Source organism: Bacillus sp. MZGC1, from assembly GCF_002998605.1.
Taxonomy (GTDB): Bacteria; Bacillota; Bacilli; order Bacillales; family Bacillaceae; genus Bacillus.
In genome coordinates, this window is the sequence record NZ_PVRE01000006.1 from 135,484 (window position 1) to 158,428 (window position 22,945).

General features: G+C 43.5%; 13 protein-coding genes. 4 read left to right on the plus strand and 9 right to left on the minus strand.

From position 1 onward, the window contains the following. From dacB to C6Y06_RS17245, 7 genes are all read right to left on the minus strand, one after another. Entirely contained in the window at positions 1–1,485 is a 1,485-nt protein-coding gene (gene dacB / locus C6Y06_RS17215) for a D-alanyl-D-alanine carboxypeptidase/D-alanyl-D-alanine endopeptidase (RefSeq protein ID WP_095285260.1), read from the minus strand. A 127-nt stretch (positions 1,486–1,612) separates the two neighbouring features. Beyond that, positions 1,613–2,593 carry a pectinesterase family protein gene (locus tag C6Y06_RS17220; RefSeq protein ID WP_106037294.1) on the minus strand — a complete coding sequence of 327 codons (981 nt, stop codon included), beginning with the start codon at positions 2,591–2,593 and terminating at the stop codon, positions 1,613–1,615. An 82-nt stretch (positions 2,594–2,675) separates the two neighbouring features. Next, on the minus strand, positions 2,676–3,419 hold the full coding sequence (locus C6Y06_RS17225; protein WP_170938391.1) for a DUF421 domain-containing protein: 744 nt from the start codon (positions 3,417–3,419) through the stop codon (positions 2,676–2,678). Positions 3,420–3,446: 27 nt separating this feature from the next. After that, positions 3,447–3,770 (minus strand): nitrite reductase small subunit NirD, encoded by a 324-nt coding sequence (gene nirD, locus C6Y06_RS17230; protein WP_034660879.1) that lies wholly within the window; start codon positions 3,768–3,770, stop codon positions 3,447–3,449. A 23-nt stretch (positions 3,771–3,793) separates the two neighbouring features. Then, complete coding sequence (nirB, locus tag C6Y06_RS17235; protein ID WP_066030796.1) at positions 3,794–6,208, minus strand: nitrite reductase large subunit NirB; 2,415 nt, start codon at positions 6,206–6,208, stop codon at positions 3,794–3,796. Positions 6,209–6,295: 87 nt separating this feature from the next. Continuing rightward, positions 6,296–8,434, minus strand: a complete 2,139-nt coding sequence (gene nasC / locus C6Y06_RS17240) for an assimilatory nitrate reductase catalytic subunit NasC (RefSeq protein WP_106037296.1) — start codon at positions 8,432–8,434, stop codon at positions 6,296–6,298. After that, complete coding sequence (locus C6Y06_RS17245) at positions 8,431–10,689, minus strand: FAD-dependent oxidoreductase (protein ID WP_106037297.1); 2,259 nt, start codon at positions 10,687–10,689, stop codon at positions 8,431–8,433. Before C6Y06_RS17245 ends, nasC begins: the two co-directional genes overlap by 4 nt. Positions 10,690–10,858: 169 nt before the next feature. Here C6Y06_RS17245 and C6Y06_RS17250 point away from each other — a divergent pair, with 169 nt between their 5' ends. Continuing rightward, the gene (locus tag C6Y06_RS17250) at positions 10,859–12,061 is read left to right on the plus strand and encodes a nitrate/nitrite transporter (RefSeq protein WP_106037298.1); all 1,203 of its coding nucleotides are present in this window, start codon (positions 10,859–10,861) and stop codon (positions 12,059–12,061) included. A gap of 62 nt (positions 12,062–12,123) precedes the next feature. Here the strand turns inward: C6Y06_RS17250 and gltD are convergent, their stop codons facing one another. Further along, a complete protein-coding gene (gene gltD / locus C6Y06_RS17255) occupies positions 12,124–13,608 on the minus strand; it encodes a glutamate synthase small subunit (protein WP_034660884.1) in 1,485 nt (494 codons plus the stop codon). Positions 13,609–13,624: 16 nt separating this feature from the next. Then, on the minus strand, positions 13,625–18,196 hold the full coding sequence (gene gltB, locus C6Y06_RS17260) for a glutamate synthase large subunit (protein WP_106037299.1): 4,572 nt from the start codon (positions 18,194–18,196) through the stop codon (positions 13,625–13,627). Positions 18,197–18,349: 153 nt separating this feature from the next. On the opposite strand from gltB, the gene gltC reads away from it, so the two are divergent. The 3 genes from gltC (at position 18,350) to C6Y06_RS17275 (ending at position 22,906) form a co-directional block, all read left to right on the plus strand. Continuing rightward, positions 18,350–19,252: a glutamate biosynthesis transcriptional regulator GltC gene (gene gltC / locus C6Y06_RS17265; protein WP_034660886.1), complete on the plus strand. Its 903-nt coding sequence runs from the start codon at positions 18,350–18,352 to the stop codon at positions 19,250–19,252. Positions 19,253–19,346: 94 nt separating this feature from the next. Next, complete coding sequence (locus tag C6Y06_RS17270; RefSeq protein ID WP_095285267.1) at positions 19,347–21,080, plus strand: ABC transporter ATP-binding protein; 1,734 nt, start codon at positions 19,347–19,349, stop codon at positions 21,078–21,080. Continuing rightward, positions 21,077–22,906, plus strand: a complete 1,830-nt coding sequence (locus C6Y06_RS17275) for an ABC transporter ATP-binding protein (RefSeq protein WP_106037300.1) — start codon at positions 21,077–21,079, stop codon at positions 22,904–22,906. Before C6Y06_RS17270 ends, C6Y06_RS17275 begins: the two co-directional genes overlap by 4 nt. The last annotated feature ends 39 nt before the right edge of the window (positions 22,907–22,945 follow it).

Consider the following 22,945-nt stretch of genomic DNA (forward strand, 5'->3'; position numbering starts at 1 on the left):
CTAAAGATTCTCAGCTAAAATGCTGACAATATGGTCTTCTATCTCTTTCCCTTTTTCGTCATCAACAAGATGATTTAATAAAATGGAAAAGGCGACCGTCTTTCCGCTCTTCGTGTCAATATATCCAGAAAGTGTGCTAACCGTTGTTAATGAACCTGTTTTTGCACGTACTTTTTCTAGTGTAGCTGGTTCTTTGAATCTGTTCCTTAATGTCCCTCCGACCATTCGTTCACTTGCCCCTGCTAACGGAAGCGCATGTTCATAGGTCTTAAACCATTTTTCCTTTTGAATGTTTGTCAAAAATAACGTGAACTGGTTGGCAGAAACAAGGTTAATAGGTGATATGCCCGACCCATCTCGCAGCACTGCATGCGAAGGATTGATGCCAAAAGCAGGAAGCCTTTCATTCATGACATCCAGTCCATCCTCAAAGCTCCCTTTGCTTTTCACTTGTTTTCCAAGTTCCTTTAGCAACATTTCTGCATGGGTATTGTTGCTGAGTTTCATCATGGGAACAAGCAGATCTGATAAAGGCATCGATGAATGGGTGGCAATTTTCTTGGCTTTTTTAGGAACTTGTTTTGTTTTAAGCGGTCCTTTTACTTGAATCCCTTCCGCCTTTAACGCTCGTTTCATTAAATCTAACGCATAAGTGGTTGGCTCCCATAACGCTACCCATTGTCTAGATGAACTCGCTTTAACCGGAATGGTTCCAGTCAACGTAATCTTGTTTGTGCCGTGAGAGCGCTTAAAAGAAATTTTCTTTTTTCCGCCTTCTGGCACGGTATTTACTTGATTCATGACTTGAGGGACAGAAGTCTTCGGGATGATGTCATAGGTCGCTTTTTGCCCTGCTTTCTTTCCTGGTTTTACTTCGAGAATCACGGTTCCTGCATCATAATCTTGATTCGGTGAAGCTGTGAGAGCAGAGATTTGTGCACCGTAATATTGATCTTCATCACTCCAAGGCAAATCAATAGAATATCGCGTATCATCATACCAAGTGTCATCTGCCGCAAGCTGTCCGCGAATCGTATGTATTCCGGCCTTTTTCACTTGTTTGGCAAGTGCTGCAAAATCCTCCTCTAATAAAGTCGGATCCCCGGTACCGCGTAGATACAGGTTGCCATGTAACGTTTTCTTTTGAATAGAACCATCCATCCAGATATCTGTCAGGAATGTGTGTGTTTCTCCTAGTATATCAAGGGCGATGGCTGATGTGAGCAGTTTCATATTAGAAGCAGGAGTAAGACGAATATCGGCTTGATGTTCATAAAGAAGAGAGGAGTCAGAAGTATTGCGGACGCTGACGCCGGAGATCGCGCCCTCTAAATCAGGTGCTGTTCGTATGAATTCATCTAAAGCTGTCATCCACGGCAGTGAGTCGTCACGAGCTGTAAGTTGATCATCTTTTGCTGAAAAAGGGAGAAATAAAATCGACAGGATACATATTTGTAAAAACAAGAGCTGTGAAAAACGCTTCACGCAATCCCTCCTTTTTTATCGCAGCCAATTTTAGAAGAATATGTTCATTATACACAAAAGAACGTTTGTTCTCAAAGGTTTTTTAAACAGAAAAGTCAGCTTTCTTTGACGAAAACTGACAAGCCCTTTACCTCTTTTCTGGATTCCAGCCATCGGTTCCGCCAAGAACAGCTTGCACCGTGATTTGACTTGCTTCGTTTTTCGTTAAAATGTTGGACCATTTAACGCGATTTGCTACATTGCTTCCGGTCCCAGTCGATCCATATTCTTTATATCTTGCTGTTCTTTCGTTATCACGGTTATCCCAGTTATGCCATCCCTCTGCCTTAATATGTTCATCCATTTTTGTATAGAGGAATGTCACAGCGGAATGAGGCCTCCACGGACGTCCTAAATAAACCGATTGAGCAGCTGCCGTCCCCTTTTTCAACGTAGAATCGATGAATACATAGCCATACCTTTGTGCTTCTGTTGTGGATGCTGCAGTAATATACCCATTTCCAAGACTTTTTATTTCAGCTCTTTTAAACACAGCTGTGGCTGATCCAAAAATAAAATCGACCGTGCCCTCGATATAGCAGTTTTCATAATATTGCCGGCCTGAGCCTGTTGCATAAAGTGTATCTTGATACCCTAAGACCCGTATTTGTTTGAACGCAGCCCGGTCGCCAGACACATACAGCGCAACCGCCTGACCAGCATGTCTGCCAGCTGTATTTTGAAAGGTGATATTTTCTGCGTAAAAGTCGTTCGAACGAATCATAGTGCTGGAGCTATTTGTTGTGCTGCCAGTTCTTGCATTTGTATCATCATACGTCAGAATCGTCTTGTGCTGGTTTTCGCCGATAAAGGACACGTACGGTTTATTTTGCGGAAGCAGGATCTTTTCTTTATACACACCATTTTTAATATAGATCGTTACGCGCTGTTGATTGTTCGCTGGAATCGCATCAATGGCAGACTGAACGGTTCGAAACGTGCCATTTCCCTTATGATCGACCACAAGGACGCGGTTTGTTTGATTCTGATGTCCGGCTGCTTGAAGTGAAGCTGAGTCAAATAGTAATAAAGACAAAACGAATACAAGCCATACCTTTCCATACTTCATCGCACATCTCCTCCTCTTTGTGAACATTTTCAATCAAACATTCTTTTTGATCCTATTCATGACACACAAAAAAAACACCCACTTAATTTTGTTGTGGATGTTTTTTAGATTTTTCATATTTTATCGCATAAATCCCTTCATTTTCAATCCATTCACAAAATAGAACGTCTCGATGAGAAGAAATGTGCTGCTTTTTTAATTGCTCACTCAGCCATGTTTCGTCAAAGCCAGCTTCTTGTAGGTCATCTTTTAAAATTTCGCCATCAATAATAAATGTTCTAGGCAATTTGACTTCTTTTCCCTTCACGTTCACATCTTCTGCTGTGGCAGTTGCGTATTTCATTTTCGGAAGAACACTGACAGAGCCGTCTGTTTCCAAAATGGCATATTCTATTTCATGCAAGGCAAAATGACCTTTCGCGCGAATCAGTGTCTGCAGCTGATTGAGATCAAGCATATTTTTCTTCAAACGATTGTAGTGAATGTTCCCTTTATCAATGACAAGCGTAGGTCTTCCTTCTAAAAAGGCTCGAATACCTTTAAAGCGTTGTGAAAACCATTCAACTGTATAGATGAGAACGCCCCACACTGCAACAGCAAACAAAATGTGCTGAATCTTGACTTCTGGGTCAAAAATGGCGTTTCCGACCATTTCGCCTAAAATCAGTGCAGAAATAAAATCAAACGGCGTGATTTGTGCAAACTGTGTTTTCCCTAATAATTTTGTAATAAAAAATAAGGCGGAAAACCCGATAAATAGTTCAATCAAAATACTAAAAAACGGCACAGAAATTCCTTCCTTTCTTGCTGCATTTACATACAGCATATACATGAAAGGAAGGATCTAAACTATTTATGAGGGCAATAAAATAAAGACATCGTCCCCCTCGACCAATGTTTCATACGTTTTAACGCATCCGTGATCTGGTGCTTGAACGTTCCCTGACGAAAGATCAATCTTCCAATCATGCATTGGACAGAAGACATGGTCTCCACTTACCATTCCTTCAGCCAGAACACCGCCTTTATGAGGGCAGCGGTTTTCAATGGCTTTGAACTGCTTATTAGAGGTTTGAAAGACAGCTAATTCAAGAGTACCGGCTGCGACTGTTTTCCCTAGCTGCAGCGGAAAATCTGAAAGGGTGCCAATGTGAACTTTTACAACTGAAACTGTCATATGATCTCATCCCTTCAATTGATTTATACAGAAGCCGTCGCTTTTTGAAATAATTGTTTCGTGTCTTTTTGACTCTCGCGCAGCTCCTGCCAAGGCTCCTCATACGTTGACAGTGCGATGTCCATTCTTTGGATTAAGGCTTCTCGTTTCTCATCATCTAGGAGTACTGATTGAATATGATCTAATCCAAGTCGTTCAACCCAAGCAGAGGTTCTTTCTAGATAATTTGCCGTTTCTCTGTAATATTGAAGGTACGCAGCTGCCACTTGCTCTACTTCTTCTGCTGTACTGACCTTCATCAATAAATCTCCAGCCCGCAAGTGTGTGCCGCCATTTCCGCCGGCGTACAATTCAAACCCTCCATCAATTCCCACAATGCCAAGGTCTTTAATGCCAGATTCTGCACAGTTTCTAGGGCAAGCAGAGACAGCCATTTTGACTTTATGCGGTGTCGCAAGACCTTCGAATTTCTTTTCAAGTGCAATGCCAAGAGCCATCGAGTCCTGTGTGCCGAACCGGCAAAATTGTTCTCCAACACAAGTTTTGACCGTTCTTAAAGATTTTCCGTAAGCATAACCAGATGGCATATCCAGGTCTGCCCATACTTTAGGTAAATCTTCTTTTTTGACACCTAGAAGGTCAATACGCTGGCCGCCAGTCATTTTCACAAGCGGTATTTCATATTTGTCGACGACATCAGCTATTTTTCTCAGGTCATTTGCATTTGTCACGCCGCCGTACATCCGCGGAACAACCGAATAGGTGCCATCTTTTTGAATATTGGCATGCATGCGTTCATTCACAAATCGTGAGCTCTTTTCATCTTTGTACTCAAGAGGTTGAAGCATGCCTAAATAATAATTCAGGGCAGGTCGGCATTTTGAACAGCCTTCCTCTGTCTCCCAGTCAAGTACGTTCATCACTTCTTTGACATGCTGCAGGCCCTTCTCTTTGATTTCATGAATGACTTCATCTCGTGAACGAGTGGTGCAGGCGCAGATGGTTTCTTTTTGGGCTGTTCGGTTCGCATCATCGCCCAACGTGTGCCAAAGAATCTCTTCGACAACGGGCTTGCAGCCTCCACATGATCGTGAGGCACTTGTACATTGCTTCACTTCCTGAATCGTTGTTAAGCCTTCTTTTTGAATGGCTTCCACAATCTGACCCTTTGAGACACCATTACAGCCGCAAACGATATGGTCATTTGCCATGCTTTCAATCATGCTTTCTTGCGCCGGATCATTCGAGGTTAAGACAGATACCTTCTCCATATCCGACATATCTACCCCTTCTCTAATATACGAGAATAGACGAGGTCCATCGCTTGTTTCTCCAAACATGACGGCACCTACTAATCGGTTTTGCTGGAAGACTAGTTTTTGATAGATGCCTTTTTGTTCGTCAAAGATTTTGATCGCTTTTTTCTCATCGTTTTCTATAAAGTCACCAGCTGAAAACACGTCAACCCCCGATACTTTCAGTTGCGTTGACAGAACAGAGCCTTCATATGGCACAGGATTCATGTCACATACATGCCCAGCAAGCACATTCGCTTGATCGTATAAAGGAGCGACAAGCCCGTACGTTTGTCCTCTGTGTTCTACACATTCTCCGACGGCATAAATGCCTGGGACACTCGTTTCCATGAAATCATTGACGATAATACCTCGGTTCACTTCAAGGCCGCTTATTTCTGCAAGCATTTTACTTGGTTTAATTCCTACAGCCATGACGACTAGGTCTGTCTCAAGTGTCGTGCCATCTGAAAATGATAACCCTTCAACTCTTGTATCTCCTAAAATCTCATTTGTCTGTTTTCCTAACAGGAAGTTCATGCCCTGTTCTTCTAATGCTTTTTGTAGAAGCTGACCTGCAATAGGGTCTAGCTGGCGTTCCATTAAATGAGAGCTGAGGTGAATGACATTCACTTCCATGCCTAAGTTGAGTAGGCCGCGTGCTGCTTCCAGTCCAAGAAGGCCGCCTCCAATGACTGCTGCTTTTTTGTACCTGCTAGAGGCATTGACCATTTCCTCTGTGTCTTGCAATGTACGAAAGGCCGTCACGCCTTTTTTATCACGCCCTGGAATCGGCAGGATAAACGGAAGTGACCCTGTTGCTAAAATCAATCGGTCATAATGCACGGTCCGTCCTTGATCACTGGTGACTGTTTGGTTATCTGTATCGATCTTCACAATGGTCTCATTTGTAAACAACTGAATATCATGCTCCTGATACCAATTCCAATCGTTTAGTGTAATATCTTCAACCTTCGTATCTCCTTGAAGCACCTTCGATAAAAGAATCCGGTTATAGTTAGGATGCGGTTCACTTCCAAATACCGTCATGTCGAATCGTTCGCTGTCTGTTTTTAAAATGTTTTCGAGGCTTCGAATGCCAGCCATACCGTTCCCCACTAATACGAGTTTTTCTTTCACGATAAAACACCCCTCATGTGATCATTTTTTAGAAAGTACCATCATCTAAACATAGATGGAAAATACATGTTATGATTTCTCACATATTTTTTAATTCACATAGGCTGACAGCTCTACAGGACAATATTTAAAGCCTGGCATTTTACTGTGCGGATCTAGTTGTTCACTAATTAATTGATTAATGGATTGATGTTTACTCCAGTGAAATGGAACAAACACGGTATCTTTTCGAATGGTGTCTGATATGCGGCATCTCATGATGACACTTCCTCTTTTTGACTGGATGGTCACAAGCTCCCCGTGCTGAAGTCCATACGTTTTTGCTGTGTCAGGATGAAGCTCTGCATAAGATTCAAACTGCCGGGCAACAAGAGAGGTACTTTTTCTTGTTTGAACGCCCGTTTGGTAGTGAGCCATCACTCTGCCCGTCGTTAAATAAAGAGGATATTCTTGACTGACTGGTTCCTTTGCCACATTTTTTCCGTGTGTGACGACGGCAAACTTTGCTAAACTGTCAGAATGTGAGAATGCATGTTCAAATAATCTTTCGGTTCCTGGGTCTTCTAGATGCGTACAAGGCCATAATATGCCTTGCTCCTTCCTCAGTCTTTCATAGGTCATGCCTGAGTAATCCGCTTTTGCGCCTTTCGTTGCGGCTCTTAATTCTTCAAAAATCTCTTCTGCGGATGAAAAGGAGAAATAGCCGCTTTTGCCTAATACAGCTGCTATATCACAAATGATTTGCCAATCGTGTTTTCTTTGATGCTTAAGTGGATAGGTTGCTTCTCTAAGCGTAACGCGCCCCTCTACATTTGTCACCGTACCTTCATCCTCTAAATATGACGAAGTAGGTAAAATTACATCTGCCAGCGCAGCTGTCTCAGACATAAATAAATCAACAGCTACAAAAAAGGACAATTTCTTGATGGCTTGTTGAATAAAGCGCGCATGCGGGCCTGACTGAACGGGGTTAGAGCACATTAAAAAGAGCGCTTTTATCTCTCCTTCCTGCATTTTTTCAAACATCTCAAAAGCAGACACGCCTTTTCCAGGGAGTTCTTTTTCATCAATGTTCCATATGTCAGCTATTTCTTTTCTGTGAGCAGAATTTGTGATATCTCGATACCCTGGAAGCTGATCTGCTTTTTGTCCATGCTCTCTTGCCCCCTGGCCATTTCCTTGCCCGGTTATTGCGCCATAGCCGCACCCAACGCGGCCGATCTTCCCAGTAACAAGCAGAATATTCAGGAAATTTCGCACAGATGCTGTCCCGTCTATTTGCTGCTCAATGCCTCTTGCTGTGAAAATCATGCCTGTCTTTTCTTGTGCGAATTTCCTTGCTATTTTCTGCAGAACTTCAATCATCACACCGGTTTGCTCAGCAATGTTTGAGAGGGACATGCGCGAGACGTGCTCCTTTAATTTTTGGAACCCTGACGTTCGATGACGAATAAATGATTCATCTATTAAATGTTCATGAAGCATAATGTGCAAGATGCCGTTTGCCAGTGCAGCATCTGATCCTGGTTTCAGGCTGACATGTAAATCGGCTAATTGGGCTGTCGGTGTTTTGCGCGGATCGATGACGATGAGAAATGCACCGTTTTTTTTCGCCTCTTCGACGTACGGCATGAAGGTTGGCTGACATTCTGCTATATTCGTTCCAACCAATATCAATACCCGTGTATGCTTGATGTCACTGAGAGGAAACGTAAGACCCCGGTCAAGTCCGAATGTTTGATTCGCCGCAGTTGCTGCTGACGACATACAAAGTCTCCCGTTGTAATCGATGTATTTCGTTTTCAGCGCCACTCTCGCAAACTTTCCGAGTAAGTACGCCTCCTCATTTGTAATAGATGCGCTTCCGTACACACTGATGGCATCATGCCCGTGTGCCATCTGAAGGGATTCCATGTTTGTTTTGATTTCATTAAGTGCCTCCTGCCATGACGCTTTTACAAATTGCCCGTTTCTTTTGATGAGCGGGTGATTCAAACGTTCTTTGTGCAGTGCGTGCTGGTGTGCATGCTGCCCTTTTATACAAAGTCTCCCGTGCGTAGTTGGATTGTGTACGCCAATCGTTTGATATCTGGTTCGTCCTTCCACATGCTGCTCTACTAGCTGCATTTTGCACTGCATACTGCAAAATGGACATTGGGATGGATACACTCGCTTTCGTTCTTCCTGCTCTGATATTTGCTGGGCATATCGTAAAAAAGACTGACTCATACCTTCACATCCTTTTGTCTGCTTTGGTCAAATTGTTCACAGAGCTCTTTTCTTCTTTCCTCATCAAGCAATTTTTCTCGAATAGAAATAAGTCCATATCGGAGAAGCCAATCGCCGATGGATTCTTGAAAGTATGCACTTTTTCTATAATCTTCAAGCAGCGCTTTTAAAAAAGGGATCAGCTCACTTGATTGAGGCAAAGTGTAAAAAAGCTGGCCGGCCTTCGGCTGACATACGTCACCTCCTATATAAATGTTCCATTCCCCCAGCTGTCTCTTCATACAAATGTCATATATTGGAGCTAGTTTACACGTGCAGGAAGAGCCGGCGACATGAATAGAGGTGACGGCTGGTAAAAGTGTGTCTTCTACTTGTCTTTCAAACTCCATTACTAGTGCTGTGACAGCTGGATCGTGACTACAATCACATGTAAGGACATGAGATAGTCTTCTTTTCTCTTTCGCCATGATGGGCCAATGTTTTTTGACGATCTGTGCCGCCTGTTTTGACACGCCGATGAGCCGTATTCGTTTATGCTCTGTCAGCTCTGCCTGATCAATCAGTTTTTGTTCTAACAAAGACGTCATGATTTTCAGGAAATCCAGTTCAAGACGCCCTCCGTATAGCTGAGGCAACATGTCTTCTTGATCAGCATCGCTGATTTTTTCAATCGGTGATTGGAATTGCTCGAGATAGTATGGAATGGCAGACCTGCAGTTGCTGCAGCCGTTCTCCGTTTTCCAATGAAAATGTCTTCTGATTTCCTCCACATTCAGCAGCAGTTGCTTTTTGATAAACGAAAAAATGGTCTGCTCATCAGCTTCTGTACATGAACAAAAAGAGGCCGGCTCATCTATTTGTTCATGTGATGATAACTGACAGCAGGCACGGACGAGCTCTTGACAGCCGCCGCAGCCAGTTGCTGCCCCTGTTTGTTTTTGAACCTCTTCTAAGCTTGTCAGCTGATGGACGGATATGGTGTTCAAAATCGTCCGTTTTGTAACGCTTTGACATTGGCAGACGAGATCGTCCATTTTTAATGAATCTAGAGGAGATGGTTGCTCCTCATGAAGAGCTTTCATGACGACACTTTTATCACGCCCCACTTTCACATCTTGCAAAAGCTGATCGGCTTTCTCCAGCTCTCCAACTAATAAAAAACCTGTTAGTGCCTCGCGTTCAAAGACGAATTTTTTATACACTTCTTGCTCTTCATCTAAATATGTCACCACTGACGTATACGGGGAATGGAGTTCAATACATCCCGCAGAATAGATAGGCATGTCAGGTACTTTTAATTTTGTTGAGTAAATGGGATGAGGTACAGATGTAATTTGCTCGCCTAATAGATGATTGGCAAGTGCATTTGCTTGTTCATAAATGGGCTGAACAAGGCCATGCACCATTCCTTTATGCTCTGCACATTCCCCAATGGCATAAATATCTTGGACATTTGGTTGCATCATGTCATTGACGACAATGGCTTTTCGCGTATGAATGCCGTGATTTTTTGCAAGCTGTATGTTTGGACGGATACCTGTTGTGAAAACAACAAGATCAGCATCCACGATGTCGCCATTTTTCAATAGAACGCCTTCTACCCTCTCGTCCCCTAAGCATGCAATGGTATGGGCATTTGTTTTCACCTGGATGCCCTTGCGCGTTAATTGCTGCTGTAATAGACTAGCAGCCGTTTCATCTAATTGGCGCTGCATGAGCCACTCGGCATGATGAATGATGGTTGTCTCAAGTCCCGCAATCTGCAGGCCAGCCGCCACCTCTACACCAAGCACACCGCCTCCGACCACTGCTGCTCGTTGATAACGCATCGCATCCGCACAAATGGCCTCATAATCATCAATTGTACGAAAAGCATAAATCCCTTTTTTGGACACGCCCTGAATTGGAAGAAAATACGGCAATGATCCTGTTGCGATGACGAGCTTGTCATAGGGAATTTCCCGGCGCGCTTCTGTCATGATACACTTCTTGTTTGTATCGATATGGACGACTGTTTCCCCTTTGTACATGATGATGTCATGCGCGGTGTACCATTCTTTTTCCTTGAGTTCAATTTGAGATAATGAGTCGCTTTTTTGTAAAATCGATGAAAGTTTTATTCGATTGTAGGCAAGGCGCTTCTCTTTTCCAATAACTGTTATGGCATAGTGTTCTGGCTGTTTTTGAATCATCTGCTCGATACATTTCATACTCGCCATGCCGTTTCCGATAAACACGAGTTTGCGTTTTGCCATATGAAATCAACCTCTCTAAGCTTCTTGCCCAACACATTGTATGGATAGATTATGGCACATGCCTGTAAAAAAGTGTGTAATCATGTCAATTTTTCTAACATGATACTTTTATTACTTGGGATAACTCGCTATCTTTAAGTCAGAAAATTCAAAATAGAGGGGGCATTTTATGAAATTCTCAGAGTTAAAATCAAGTGGTCACCCTAAGACATTGCTAAGTTCCTTTTTATATTTCGATGTGAGCTTTATGATCTGGGTCTTATTAGGGGCACTGGGTGCTTTTATTGCGCAAGACTTTGCTTTATCGACCGCAGAGAAAGGCATGATTGTTGCCATTCCGATTTTATCTGGTTCTTTTTTTCGGATTGTACTTGGCTTATTCACTGATCGTATAGGACCTAAGAAGACAGCGGTAATTGGCATGCTTTTCACCACCATCCCGCTCATCTGGGGGTTCATCGCTGGTACAACCCTTTCCGAGCTCGTGCTGATTGGTATTTTGTTAGGAGTAGCAGGAGCAAGCTTTGCTGTTGCTTTGCCAATGGCAAGCCGCTGGTATCCTCCTCATTTACAAGGCGTGGCCATGGGGATTGCAGGTGCCGGTAACAGCGGAACACTGATCTCCACACTATTTGGTCCACGTCTTGCCGAGTTTTATGGATGGCATGCAGTCATGGGGCTCGCCCTGATTCCGTTAAGTCTTGTCTTTTTGTTTTTTATTTTCACAGCAAAAGATGCACCAAATCAGCCCGCTCCAAAGCCGCTACGGTCGTATTTTTCAGTATTTCAGGTGAAATCGGCATGGTTTTTCTGCCTGCTTTATGCGATTACATTCGGAGGATTTGTCGGGCTTTCCAGTTTTCTCAGTATTTTCTTTGTGGATCAATATGGTATCTCGAAAATTCATGCAGGTGATTTTGTGACTCTTTGTGTGGCGGCGGGCAGCTTCTTTCGCCCCATCGGTGGTCTCATTGCGGATAAAATAGGTGGAATGAAAGTACTGCTTGGATTATTCGCAGTCATCGGCATCTGCTTAGGAGGGGTGAGCAGTCTTCCAGCTTTACCTTTGGTCATTACCCTTTTATTTACCGGGATGATGTGTCTTGGGATGGGGAATGGCGCAGTTTTTCAGCTGGTGCCTCAAGTATTTCATAAAGAAATTGGGATCGTGACCGGAATTGTTGGTGCTGCTGGGGGCATTGGCGGCTTCTTTTTACCTAATATTCTGGGCTGTTTAAAAGAAGTGACGGGCTCATATATGTTTGGCTTTTTGACCATTTCTCTTTTTGTTCTAGTTGTCTTTATTTGTTTAGTCATATCGCAGCTTAAACGCAAAAAAGTCATCATCAACCACACCATTTCTGAATCATAAAAAGCCATGACCACTCTTTGGCCATGGCTTTTCTTTATATGTGTAAACACCCTTTGTATGACCTATTTTGGCAGAACCGAACTCCCCATTAAATAACGGTCTACCTCGTGCGCCACTTGTCTGCCTTCATTAATCGCCCAGACAATCAAGCTTTGCCCGCGTCTTGCATCTCCCGCTGCAAATACGCCTTCTACATTTGTTGTATACTCCCCATACTTTGCGTCAATGCGATTGTTTTTGCTGTCCACGCCAAAGTGTTTCACGAGTGGCTGTTCAGTTCCCTCAAAACCAATTGCAATAAAGACTAGCTGAGCAGGCCATACCTTTTCTGTCCCTGGAATCTCATGAAATTCAAACTTCCCCTGTTCGTTTTTCACCTTTTCCATTTGAATGGTATGAAGCTCTTTTAATTTCCCATTTTTGTCTGCCACAATTTTTGTGGTTTGAATGGAATATTGACGCGGATCTTCTCCGAATTTTGCTTGTGCTTCTTCATAAGCATAATCCAGTGAGAAGACGTAAGGCTGTTCAGGCCACATGTTATCCCCTACACGTGTATCCGGAAGTTTTGGGTGCTTCCCGAACTGAACAACACTTTTTGCTTTTTGGCGAAGTGCAGTTGCGACGCAATCCGCACCTGTATCTCCCCCGCCAATGACAATGACGTCTTTTCCTTTTGCATCAATGAAGTTTTTGTCTTTAAATCCTGAATCAAGCATGCTTTTTGTTGCGAGGGTTAAATAATCCATCGCAAGGTGAATCCCTTTAGCTTCCCGGCCTTCAATCAACAGGTCACGCTGCTTCTGTGCACCTGTACAAAGGATGACCGCATCAAACTGTTCTTTCAGTTCGTCGGCAGTGACATCGACGCCGATTTCTGTGTTCGTTACAAAATCAATGCCTTCTTGTCTCAACAGTTTGACTCTTCGCTCCACCACTTCTTTGTCCAGCTTCATGTTTGGAATGCCGTATGTCAGCAGCCCGCCAAGGCGGTCAGACCGTTCGAACACTGTTACGGCGTGGCCTGCTTGGTTTAATTGATCCGCACTTGCAAGTCCTGCTGGCCCTGAGCCGACAATGGCAATCTTCTTGCCTGTACGGCTTGAAGGAATTCTTGGTGTGATCCATCCATTTTCAAAGCCTTTATCAATGATCGTGCGTTCGATATTTTTAATCGAAACGGCTGGATCATTGATGGCAACTGTACATGACCCTTCGCAAGGTGCTGGACATACTCTCCCAGTAAATTCAGGGAAATTATTTGTTTTTTGCAGCCTTTCGAGCGCTTCTTTCCATCTCCCACGGTACACAAGGTCATTCCATTCTGGAATTAAATTGTAGATCGGGCAGCCTGAGACGCCGCCCCTGATCTCCATCCCAATTTGACAAAACGGTGTGCCGCAATCCATACATCTAGCGCCCTGCTTCTTCAATACGTCATCTGTATAAGGAGCTGAATATTCTTTCCAGTCATTTTGACGAGTGAGAGGGTCACGTTCATTTGGCTTTTCTCTTTTATAATCCATAAAACCTGTTGCTTTGCCCATTGTCCTCTCCCCTTTCTTAATGAGCGAGGGCTGCTTTTTGCCCGTTTGCCGTTTCTTGATTTTTCGGTTTTGTGTTTGCTTCAAAGGCGAACATGACCGCTTCTTCATGACTGAGGCCCGCTTGTTTTTGTTCTTCAATGTTTTGAAGCATCATTTTGTAATTTCTCGGAATAACTTTGATGAATTGATCCTTTTCTTGCGCCCAGTTTTCTAGAAGTGCCGATGCTTTTGAGCTGTTTGTATAATGAAGGTGCTCTTTAATCAGCTGTTTCACTTCTTGTTCTTCTTCATGATCTGTGAGCTTTTCAAACATGATCATTTCCATGTTGCACATTCTTTTGAACTGTTTCGCATCGGATGTATGGACGTAAGCTACGCCGCCAGACATGCCTGCGCCGAAGTTTTTTCCGACGTCTCCTAAAATGACGACACGTCCGCCAGTCATGTATTCACAGCCGTGATCACCGATTCCTTCAACGACCACATGCACACCTGAATTACGAACGGCAAAGCGCTCACCTGCACGCCCGTTAATAAAGGCTTTTCCGCTTGTCGCTCCGTAGAATGCGACGTTTCCGACAATGACGTTTTCATGTCCATTTTGTACAAAGTGATCAGAGGTTTTGACCGCAATTTTGCCTCCAGAGAGTCCTTTGCCGATATAGTCATTTGAATCGCCTGTTAAATAGAGAGACATGCCCTTTGGCACAAATGCGCCGAAGCTTTGTCCTGCGGAACCAGTGAACCTTAGTGTGATCGTATCCTCTGGCAAGCCTTCTTCCCCGTAGCGCTTAGACACTTCACTTCCAGTAATGGTTCCGGCCACACGGTTGATATTGCGAATATTCAATGATAGATCAACCGGTGTTTGATGATTCAGCGCTTCCTGTACATAAGGGAGGATTTCATTCATATCCAGTGATTCATCAATTTTATGATTTTGCGGTGTTCTGAATGTACGAGCTCCTTCTGGCTGATAAAGCAGTGTTTCAAGGTCTAGCTGCCCTGCTTTCCAGTGTGCTTTTGCTCGTTCACTGACTCCTAGAACATCCGTGCGTCCAATTAATTCATCCATTGATGTAAAGCCAAGTTCCGCTAAGATTTCTCTTACTTCCTCTGCAATAAACATCATGAAATTCACAATGTGATCAGGGTTCCCCATGAATTTTTTGCGAAGCTCTGGATTCTGTGTAGCGACGCCGACTGGGCAAGTATCTAAATGACATGCTCTCATCATCACACAGCCCAATACGACAAGTGGAGCTGTTGCAAAGCCGTATTCTTCTGCTCCTAAAATCGCTGCCATGACAACATCGCGTCCAGTCATTAACTTGCCGTCCGTTTCAAGAACGACTCTCTCGCGAAGACCATTTAACACAAGGGTTTGATGTGCTTCTGCCAAACCGAGCTCCCAAGGAAGTCCTGTGTGTTTAATACTCGTTTTCGGCGAAGCTCCTGTGCCGCCATCGTATCCACTGATCACAATGACATCCGCCGTCCCTTTTGCTACACCTGCTGCAATCGTCCCAACGCCGGCTTTAGACACAAGCTTGACGCTGATGCGGGCATCACGGTTCGCGTTTTTCAAATCATGGATCAGCTGCGCCAAATCCTCGATGGAATAAATATCATGATGCGGCGGTGGTGAAATCAATCCGACGCCTGGTGTAGAGCCGCGTACATCGGCAACCCAAGGGTATACTTTATTTCCTGGCAGCTGTCCGCCTTCTCCAGGTTTTGCTCCCTGCGCCATTTTAATTTGGAGTTCATCTGCATTGACCAAGTAATGACTCTTTACGCCAAAGCGTCCAGAAGCAATTTGTTTAATCGCACTTCTGCGATCATCGCCGCGTTCATCAACTGTAAAACGTGCAGGATCTTCTCCGCCTTCTCCGCTGTTACTTTTACCGCCAATTCGGTTCATGGCAATCGCAAGCGCTTCATGCGCTTCTTTACTTAAAGACCCAAATGACATGGCACCTGTCTTGAATCGGCGCACGATGGATTCAGCAGATTCAACGTCTTCCAAACGAACTGGTTTTTGTTTTGGCTGGAAAGAAAATAAATTTCTAAGGAAGCCGATTCTTTCTTCGTCCGCTGCCTTTGTATATTGCTTAAATAGATCGTAATCTTCATTGCGGCATGCCCACTGAAGCGTATGGATCGTTTTTGGGTTAAAGGCATGGTGCTCTCCATTTTTTCTCCACTGGAAATCACTGCCTGATTCGAGTGTTTGGTCAGTCGCTGCCTGATACCCTGCTTCATGACGGAGTTTTGCCTCGTGTGCAATGGTCTCAAGATCAATCCCGCCAAGCTGAGAAGCTGTTCCCGTGAAATACGCCTGAATGACATCTTCACTAATGCCGACAGCTTCAAAGATTTGCGCTCCTCTATAGCTTTGCACAGTGGAAATTCCCACTTTAGACATGACTTTGACGACACCTTCGGTCACGCTTTTACCAAACTTTGTGACTGCTTCATCAAAGCTGAAAGAGATCGCTTCATCTGCAATCAACTGTTTGTACGTTTCATACACAAGATAAGGATGGATCGCATCTGCTCCGTAGCCAATCAGTGCGGCAAAATGATGGACCTCTCTGACTTCTCCAGATTCAACGATCAGACTAACCTTTGTCCGTAAGCCTTGGCGTACAAGATGCTGATGCAGTGCACTTAGCGCTAGAAGCGGTGGAATCGGCACTTTTTGTTCTGTCATTTCACGATCTGAAAGGATTAATAAAGATACGCCTTCGCGGATCGCTTTTTCCGCCTCTTCAAACATCGCATCCAATCCGCGCTTTAAATCATCGGTGAATAGAGTATGAATCGTTTTGCTTTTAAAGGCATTATGAACAATCGTTTTCAAGCCGTTAAATTGTCCACTCGTTAAGACCGGTGTATAAAGTTTAATTCTTCGGCATGAATATTCATTCGGATGTAAAATATCTCCTTCAGCACCCAACCAAGTCATGGTAGATGTCACAAGCTGCTCACGAATAGCATCAATCGGCGGGTTCGTCACCTGTGCAAACAACTGCTTGAAATAATGAAACAGAGACTGCGCACGATCTGATAACACAGCAAGCGGTGTGTCGCTTCCCATTGAACCGATTGGGTCTTTACCTTCTTCTAGTAAAGGAATTAAATATTTTTGAATGTCTTCGTACGTATAATGGAACGCACGCTGACGAGTCAATAAATCATCCATTATACTAGAATTTTCTGAATTTTCTTCTGAGCGATTGACATGAACCATTTCTTCATCAAGCCATTTTTGATAAGGAAGTTCATTCGCAATCGTCGATTTCACTTCTTCGTCAGAAATAATTCGTCCTTCTTCTAAATCGATTAACAGCATTTTGCCCGGCTCGAGACGGTCTTTGTATTTGACATCCTTTTCATTTGTGTCGATCACGCCGACCTCAGAAGAGAAAATGATATGATCATCATTTGTGACGTAATATCTTGCCGGTCTTAATCCGTTTCGGTCTAAGATGGCACCGATTTGTTTACCATCTGTAAAGGAAATGGCTGTTGGTCCATCCCACGGCTCCATGAGAGAACTATGGTATTCATAAAATGCCCGTTTCTCTTTTGACATGTGCGTGTTTTCAGTCCAAGGCTCTGGAATCAGCATCATCGCTGTATGAGCAGGTGTACGGCCTGCAAGCACAAAGAATTCAAAGGCATTGTCTAGAATGGATGAATCACTTCCGTCTGCATTCAGCACTGGCAAAATCTTGTCTAAATCGTCTCCGAAAGCTTCAGATACGAATTGTTGTTCTCTTGCTCTCATCCAATTGATGTTTCCTCTTAATGTGTTGATTTCACCGTTGTGAATCAAGTAACGGTTTGGATGGGCTCTTTCCCATGTAGGAAATGTATTTGTACTAAATCGTGAATGAACAAGTGAAAATGCAGAAACAAATGTTTCATCCTGAAGATCAAGATAAAAAGCATCGACTTGATCTGATGTTAAAAGCCCCTTGTATACAATGGTTTGACTCGACAAGCTGACAAAGTAAAATTGCTTTTCCTCTGCTGTTCCCCAGTTCTCAGCCTGCTTACGAATGACATATAATTTTCTTTCAAATGACAAACGATCTGTGATGTTGTCGTTTGCCCCGATAAAGACTTGCCTTACAACCGGACAGCTCTTCGCTGCGACAGTACCAATTTTACCGGCATCGACAGGGACTGTTCTCCAGCCAATTAATGTTTGACCTTCTTGTTTAATGAATCCGTTGATTTTTTGCTCGATGGCTTGACGCGTTTTCTCGTCATCCTCTTTTGAAAAGAAGACCATTCCTACCCCGTAACGGCCCTTTTCAGGAAGTGCAAAGTCTTTGCAGCTTTTTCTAAAGAAAGCGTCTGGCAGCTGTACCATTAAGCCGGCACCATCACCTGTATACGGATCACTGCCTTGCCCGCCGCGGTGATCAAGCTGGCAAAGCATTTGTAATCCCTTTTTGACGATGCTGTGTGTCGCTTCCCCTTTTAAATGAGCGTACAGTCCGATTCCACATGCATCATGTTCAAATTCAGGACGGTAGAGACCTTGTGGTTGTGGTAGTTGATTATAAGTCATCGTTTCTCTCCCCCGTTTAAAAGATCCGTTTTTTCACAGTCATAAAATCTCACAAACTCTGTAACTTATTTTAAGTTTTCAAATTAATATAAACAATATATAATTTAGATGAAAACAATCTCTTTTTGAGATAGATGGGTGTGAAGTGTAAAAATGGAGCTTCGTCAGTTACGTTATTTTGTAGAAGTCGCAGACCGTGAGCACGTGTCAGAAGCGGCTGAAAACTTACATGTCGCCCAATCTGCTATCAGCCGGCAGATTGCGAATTTAGAAGAAGAACTTGGAGTGGCCTTATTCGAACGAGAAGGCCGAAATATCAAATTAACGAAAATCGGCAGACAATTTTTAGATCATGTCAGAACGGCACTAAAAGCCATTGATTATGCGAAAGAGCAAATTGATGAATACTTAGATCCGCACAAAGGAACGGTGAATATCGGCTTTCCTACAAGTCTAGCAAGCCAAGTGCTTCCTTCAGTCATTTCCGCCTTTAAGCAGGAATATCCAGAGGTCGATTTTTTACTTCGTCAAGGATCCTATAAATTTCTCATTGAAGCTGTAAAAAATCGGGATATTGATCTCGCCTTTTTAGGACCCGTACCGACAAACGATCCTCAAATAGAAGGAAATATTTTGTTTTCAGAAAGCATTTATGCCCTTTTGCCGGTTAGCCACCCCTTTAGCGGACAAAAGAGTATTCATTTAAGTGATTTAAGAAAGGATCATTTCGTGTTATTTCCTGAAGGGTATGTGCTGAGACAAATTGCAGTTGATGCTTGCAAGCAGGCAGGCTATAAGCCAACCATTTCATCTGAAGGAGAGGATTTAGACGCCATTAAAGGTCTTGTATCAGCGGGTATGGGCGTTACCTTATTACCCGAAAGCGCCTTTTATGAAACCACACCGCGATTTACAGCGAAAATTCCGATCGATTTTCCGCAAGTGAGAAGAACTGTTGGAATTATTGCGTCTAAGTCACGAGAAATGTCTCCTTCTGCCCATGATTTTTATGTGTTTGTGAAGGATTTCTTTTCTAAAATTGAACAATATAAATAATTTATTAAAACAGGACATTTCATTTGTGGAAATAATCCCTCTTTGTATATGATGGGTTACAGAACAACACACTATATGGAAGAAAGGTATTCGTATGAAATCAATTTTATCGTTTTTAAAGCCGTATCGGCTGTCCGTTGTGTCCATTGTTATCCTCACCTTTTTAAGCAGCATGCTCCAGCTGTATTTACCGACGCTTACGGCAGATATCGTCGATGTCGGAATCGTCCAAGGAGATATTGCTTACATATGGAAGGTTGGCGGCTGGATGGTGGCCTGTTCTTTACTTGCCATCTTGCTCACTATCTGGAAGTCTTACTTGTCATCAAAGACTGCACTTGGCTTCGGGCGTGATATGAGAAGACAGCTGTTTGTGCATGTCGAACAATTTTCACTAGAAGAATTTCAAAGGATCGGGACGTCTTCCTTTATTACAAGATCAACAAATGATGTGAAACAAGTCCAAGATGTCACGATCATGATTTTACAAATGATGACGAGAGCACCGCTCATGCTTGTGGGCGGAATTATTTTGGCTGTATCCCGAGATGCTGTCCTGTCTCTCATTTTTTTAGCAGCTCTTCCCCTTCTTGGCGGATTTATCTATTTGGTATCGAGAAAAGCCATTCCATTATTCGGCCAGCTTCAGAAGAAAACAGACCGGCTGAATTTAATTATGCGAGAATCTCTTTCAGGCATCCGGGTCATTCGTGCTTTTAACCGTGTAGATGATGAAAAGGAGCGTTTTCAAGAAGCCAACACATCCTACAAGGATACTGGCCTTAGAGTCAACCGATTAATGGCTTACTTGTTTCCATTTATGCTGATCATCATGAACTTCACGAATATCGGTATTGTCTGGCTAGGTGCAAACCGAATTGATGCCGGAGAGATGGAAGTTGGGAATCTCATTGCTTTCATTCAATATGCGATGATGATTTTAATGGCACTTATTATGCTGTCGATGAGCTTTATTATGGTTCCAAGAGCACAAGCATCAGCTAAACGCATGAACGAAGTGTTAAACATGGAACCGAAGATTAAAGACAATGAAGGAACTGTTATTGACCTGCGCGCGCCAGCCCAATCCATTCGTTTTGAAGATGTGTCATTTTATTACTCAAAAGCTGAGAAACCGGCAGTTCAAGACATTACGTTTGAAGCCAAAACTGGCGAAACGACAGCTATTATCGGAAGTACAGGTTCTGGGAAAACCACTCTTCTCCAGCTGATGACACGCTTTTATGAAGCAACAGATGGCCGGATTACACTAGATGGTGTAGACATTAGAGAGCTGCCTCAGGAGAAACTAAGAAGCCAGATGGGCTATGTCTCTCAAAAAGCGGTTTTATTTAGCGGCACCATTGCCGATAATGTGCGTTTTGGCAGGCAGGATGCAAGCGATGAGGACGTCTGGCAAGCGCTGCGAACGGCGCAGGCAGAAGAATTTGTTTTGCAAAAAGATGGCGGAATCAATGCGGAAATTGACCAGGGTGGATCGAATCTATCTGGCGGTCAAAAGCAGCGTCTTTCTATTGCAAGAGCGCTAGTGAGAAAGCCGTCATTCTATCTGTTTGACGATAGTTTCTCAGCACTTGATTACAAAACAGATGCGAAGCTTCGGGCATCATTAGAAGCTGAAAAAGCGCATGCAGCCCTCATCATTGTGGCGCAAAGAATCAGCACAGTGAAGCATAGTGATAAAATCATCGTACTAGATGATGGGAAAATCGCAGGTATCGGAACACATGAACAATTACTGAAGGACAATCTTGTCTATCAAGAGATTGTTGCATCCCAGGAAGGTCAGGAGGTGGAGCGAGGATGAGTAAGAAAATGTCTTCCGGCATGGGCCATAAAGGCGGCCACCTTAGAGGACCTGTCACAAAACCGAAGGAATTTAAGAAAACACTGCTTCGTTTGATTGGTTATTTAAAACCGAGGAAAATTCAATTGATCATTGTCTTCATTGCAGCGGTCGGTTCAACCGTCTTTAACGTCATTAGTCCAAAGCTGCTAGGGGATGCCACCTCTTCCCTGTTTGACAGCTTTACTCAAGGAACAGCTGTTCAATTTGATGTCATTTCACGTATTTTATTACTGCTTGTCGCGCTATATGTCATTGCCTCTCTCTTTTCATTCGTTCAGCAATATGTGATGGCGGGTGTCTCCCAACAGACCATTGCTGAATTACGGCAAGAAGCAAATGACAAGCTCACACGTCTCCCCCTTCGGTATTTTGATAAAACAACCCATGGGGACACGCTGAGCCGTGTGATGAATGATATCGATAATATTAATACATCGCTTCAGCAGGCACTCACCCAAGTGATTACATCTGTCATTACGGTCATTGGGATTGTCGTCATGATGCTATTGATTAGTCCGCTATTGACCTTGCTTGTTTGTTTAACGCTGCCGCTCAGCCTGTTTGCGATTCGCGGCATTACGTCATTTTCTCAAAAGCATTTTAAAGCGCAGCAAAAAGAGCTCGGGATGATCAACGGACATATTAATGAAATGTTCTCAGGGCATCAAACGGTTCGTGCGTATGGCTACGAAAAGAAAGCGATTGATACGTTTGATCAATTAAACGAACAGCTGTATGAATCATCAAGGAAAGCGCAGTTCATTTCTGGTTTAATGATGCCATTGATGACGTTTATCGGGAACCTTGGCTATGTGGCAGTCAGTGTAGCCGGCGGTATTCTTGTCATTAATGGGAATATTCGTGTCGGAGATGTGCAGGCGTTTATCCAATACACGCAGCAAATGTCTCAACCGCTCGTGCAGGCATCAAGCGTCGCCAACTTGGTTCAATCAGCGATTGCTTCTGCTGAAAGGGTATTTGAAATCCTCGATGAGGAAGAAGAAAGTGCCGAGGAAGATGCAGCAATTGATCTTGAATCACTTTCAGGCGATGTGAGCTTTGAACAAGTTCAATTTGGGTATGAAAAAGACCATCCGATTATTAAAGATTTGACTTTAGATGTAAAAGAAGGACAAACGGTTGCTATTGTCGGGCCAACAGGCGCTGGAAAAACAACCATCATCAATCTTTTAATGCGTTTCTATGAATTAGATCAAGGCTCTATCCGCATCGGCGGCGTCAAAACAACTGACCTCAGCCGTCAGCAAGTACGCGACTTATTTGCGATGGTTCTTCAGGATACGTGGCTTTTTGAAGGAACGATTCACGACAATATTGCCTATGGCAGGCAGAACGTCTCAAAAGAGGATGTCATCAAAGCCGCCAAACATGCTTATGCTGATGACTTCATCCGCACACTACCAGACGGATATGACACACTCTTAACAGAAGATGCCGGCAATCTGTCCCAAGGTCAGCGCCAGCTGTTAACCATCGCCCGTGCGATTTTATCTGATCCAAAGATCTTGATATTAGATGAAGCGACGAGCAGTGTGGATACACGGACAGAGATGCACATTCAAAAAGCGATGAATGAATTGATGAAAGGCAGAACGAGCTTCGTCATTGCACACAGGCTGTCGACGATCAAGGATGCAGACCTTATTCTAGTCATGAAAGATGGCACCATCATTGAAAAAGGAACGCACAGTGAACTCTTGAAACAAAAAGGCTTTTATGCAGACTTATATATGAGCCAATTTTCGGAGAATCAAGTGGGTTAAATATAAAGAGAGGATAGACACGCGCCCATGCGGTCTATC

Bases quoted from the DNA above. Each gene is read 5' to 3' on its own strand.
- C6Y06_RS17220 (WP_106037294.1), bottom strand. From the start codon at position 2,593: ATGAAGTATGGAAAGGTATGGCTTGTATTCGTTTTGTCTTTATTACTA.
- C6Y06_RS17225 (WP_170938391.1), bottom strand. From the start codon at position 3,419: ATGCTGTATGTAAATGCAGCAAGAAAGGAAGGAATTTCTGTGCCGTTT.
- nirD (WP_034660879.1), bottom strand. From the start codon at position 3,770: ATGACAGTTTCAGTTGTAAAAGTTCACATTGGCACCCTTTCAGATTTT.
- nasC (WP_106037296.1), bottom strand. From the start codon at position 8,434: ATGAGTCAGTCTTTTTTACGATATGCCCAGCAAATATCAGAGCAGGAA.
- C6Y06_RS17245 (WP_106037297.1), bottom strand. From the start codon at position 10,689: ATGGCAAAACGCAAACTCGTGTTTATCGGAAACGGCATGGCGAGTATG.
- C6Y06_RS17250 (WP_106037298.1), top strand. From the start codon at position 10,859: ATGAAATTCTCAGAGTTAAAATCAAGTGGTCACCCTAAGACATTGCTA.
- gltD (WP_034660884.1), bottom strand. From the start codon at position 13,608: ATGGGCAAAGCAACAGGTTTTATGGATTATAAAAGAGAAAAGCCAAAT.
- gltB (WP_106037299.1), bottom strand. From the start codon at position 18,196: ATGACTTATAATCAACTACCACAACCACAAGGTCTCTACCGTCCTGAA.
- gltC (WP_034660886.1), top strand. From the start codon at position 18,350: ATGGAGCTTCGTCAGTTACGTTATTTTGTAGAAGTCGCAGACCGTGAG.
- C6Y06_RS17270 (WP_095285267.1), top strand. From the start codon at position 19,347: ATGAAATCAATTTTATCGTTTTTAAAGCCGTATCGGCTGTCCGTTGTG.
- C6Y06_RS17275 (WP_106037300.1), top strand. From the start codon at position 21,077: ATGAGTAAGAAAATGTCTTCCGGCATGGGCCATAAAGGCGGCCACCTT.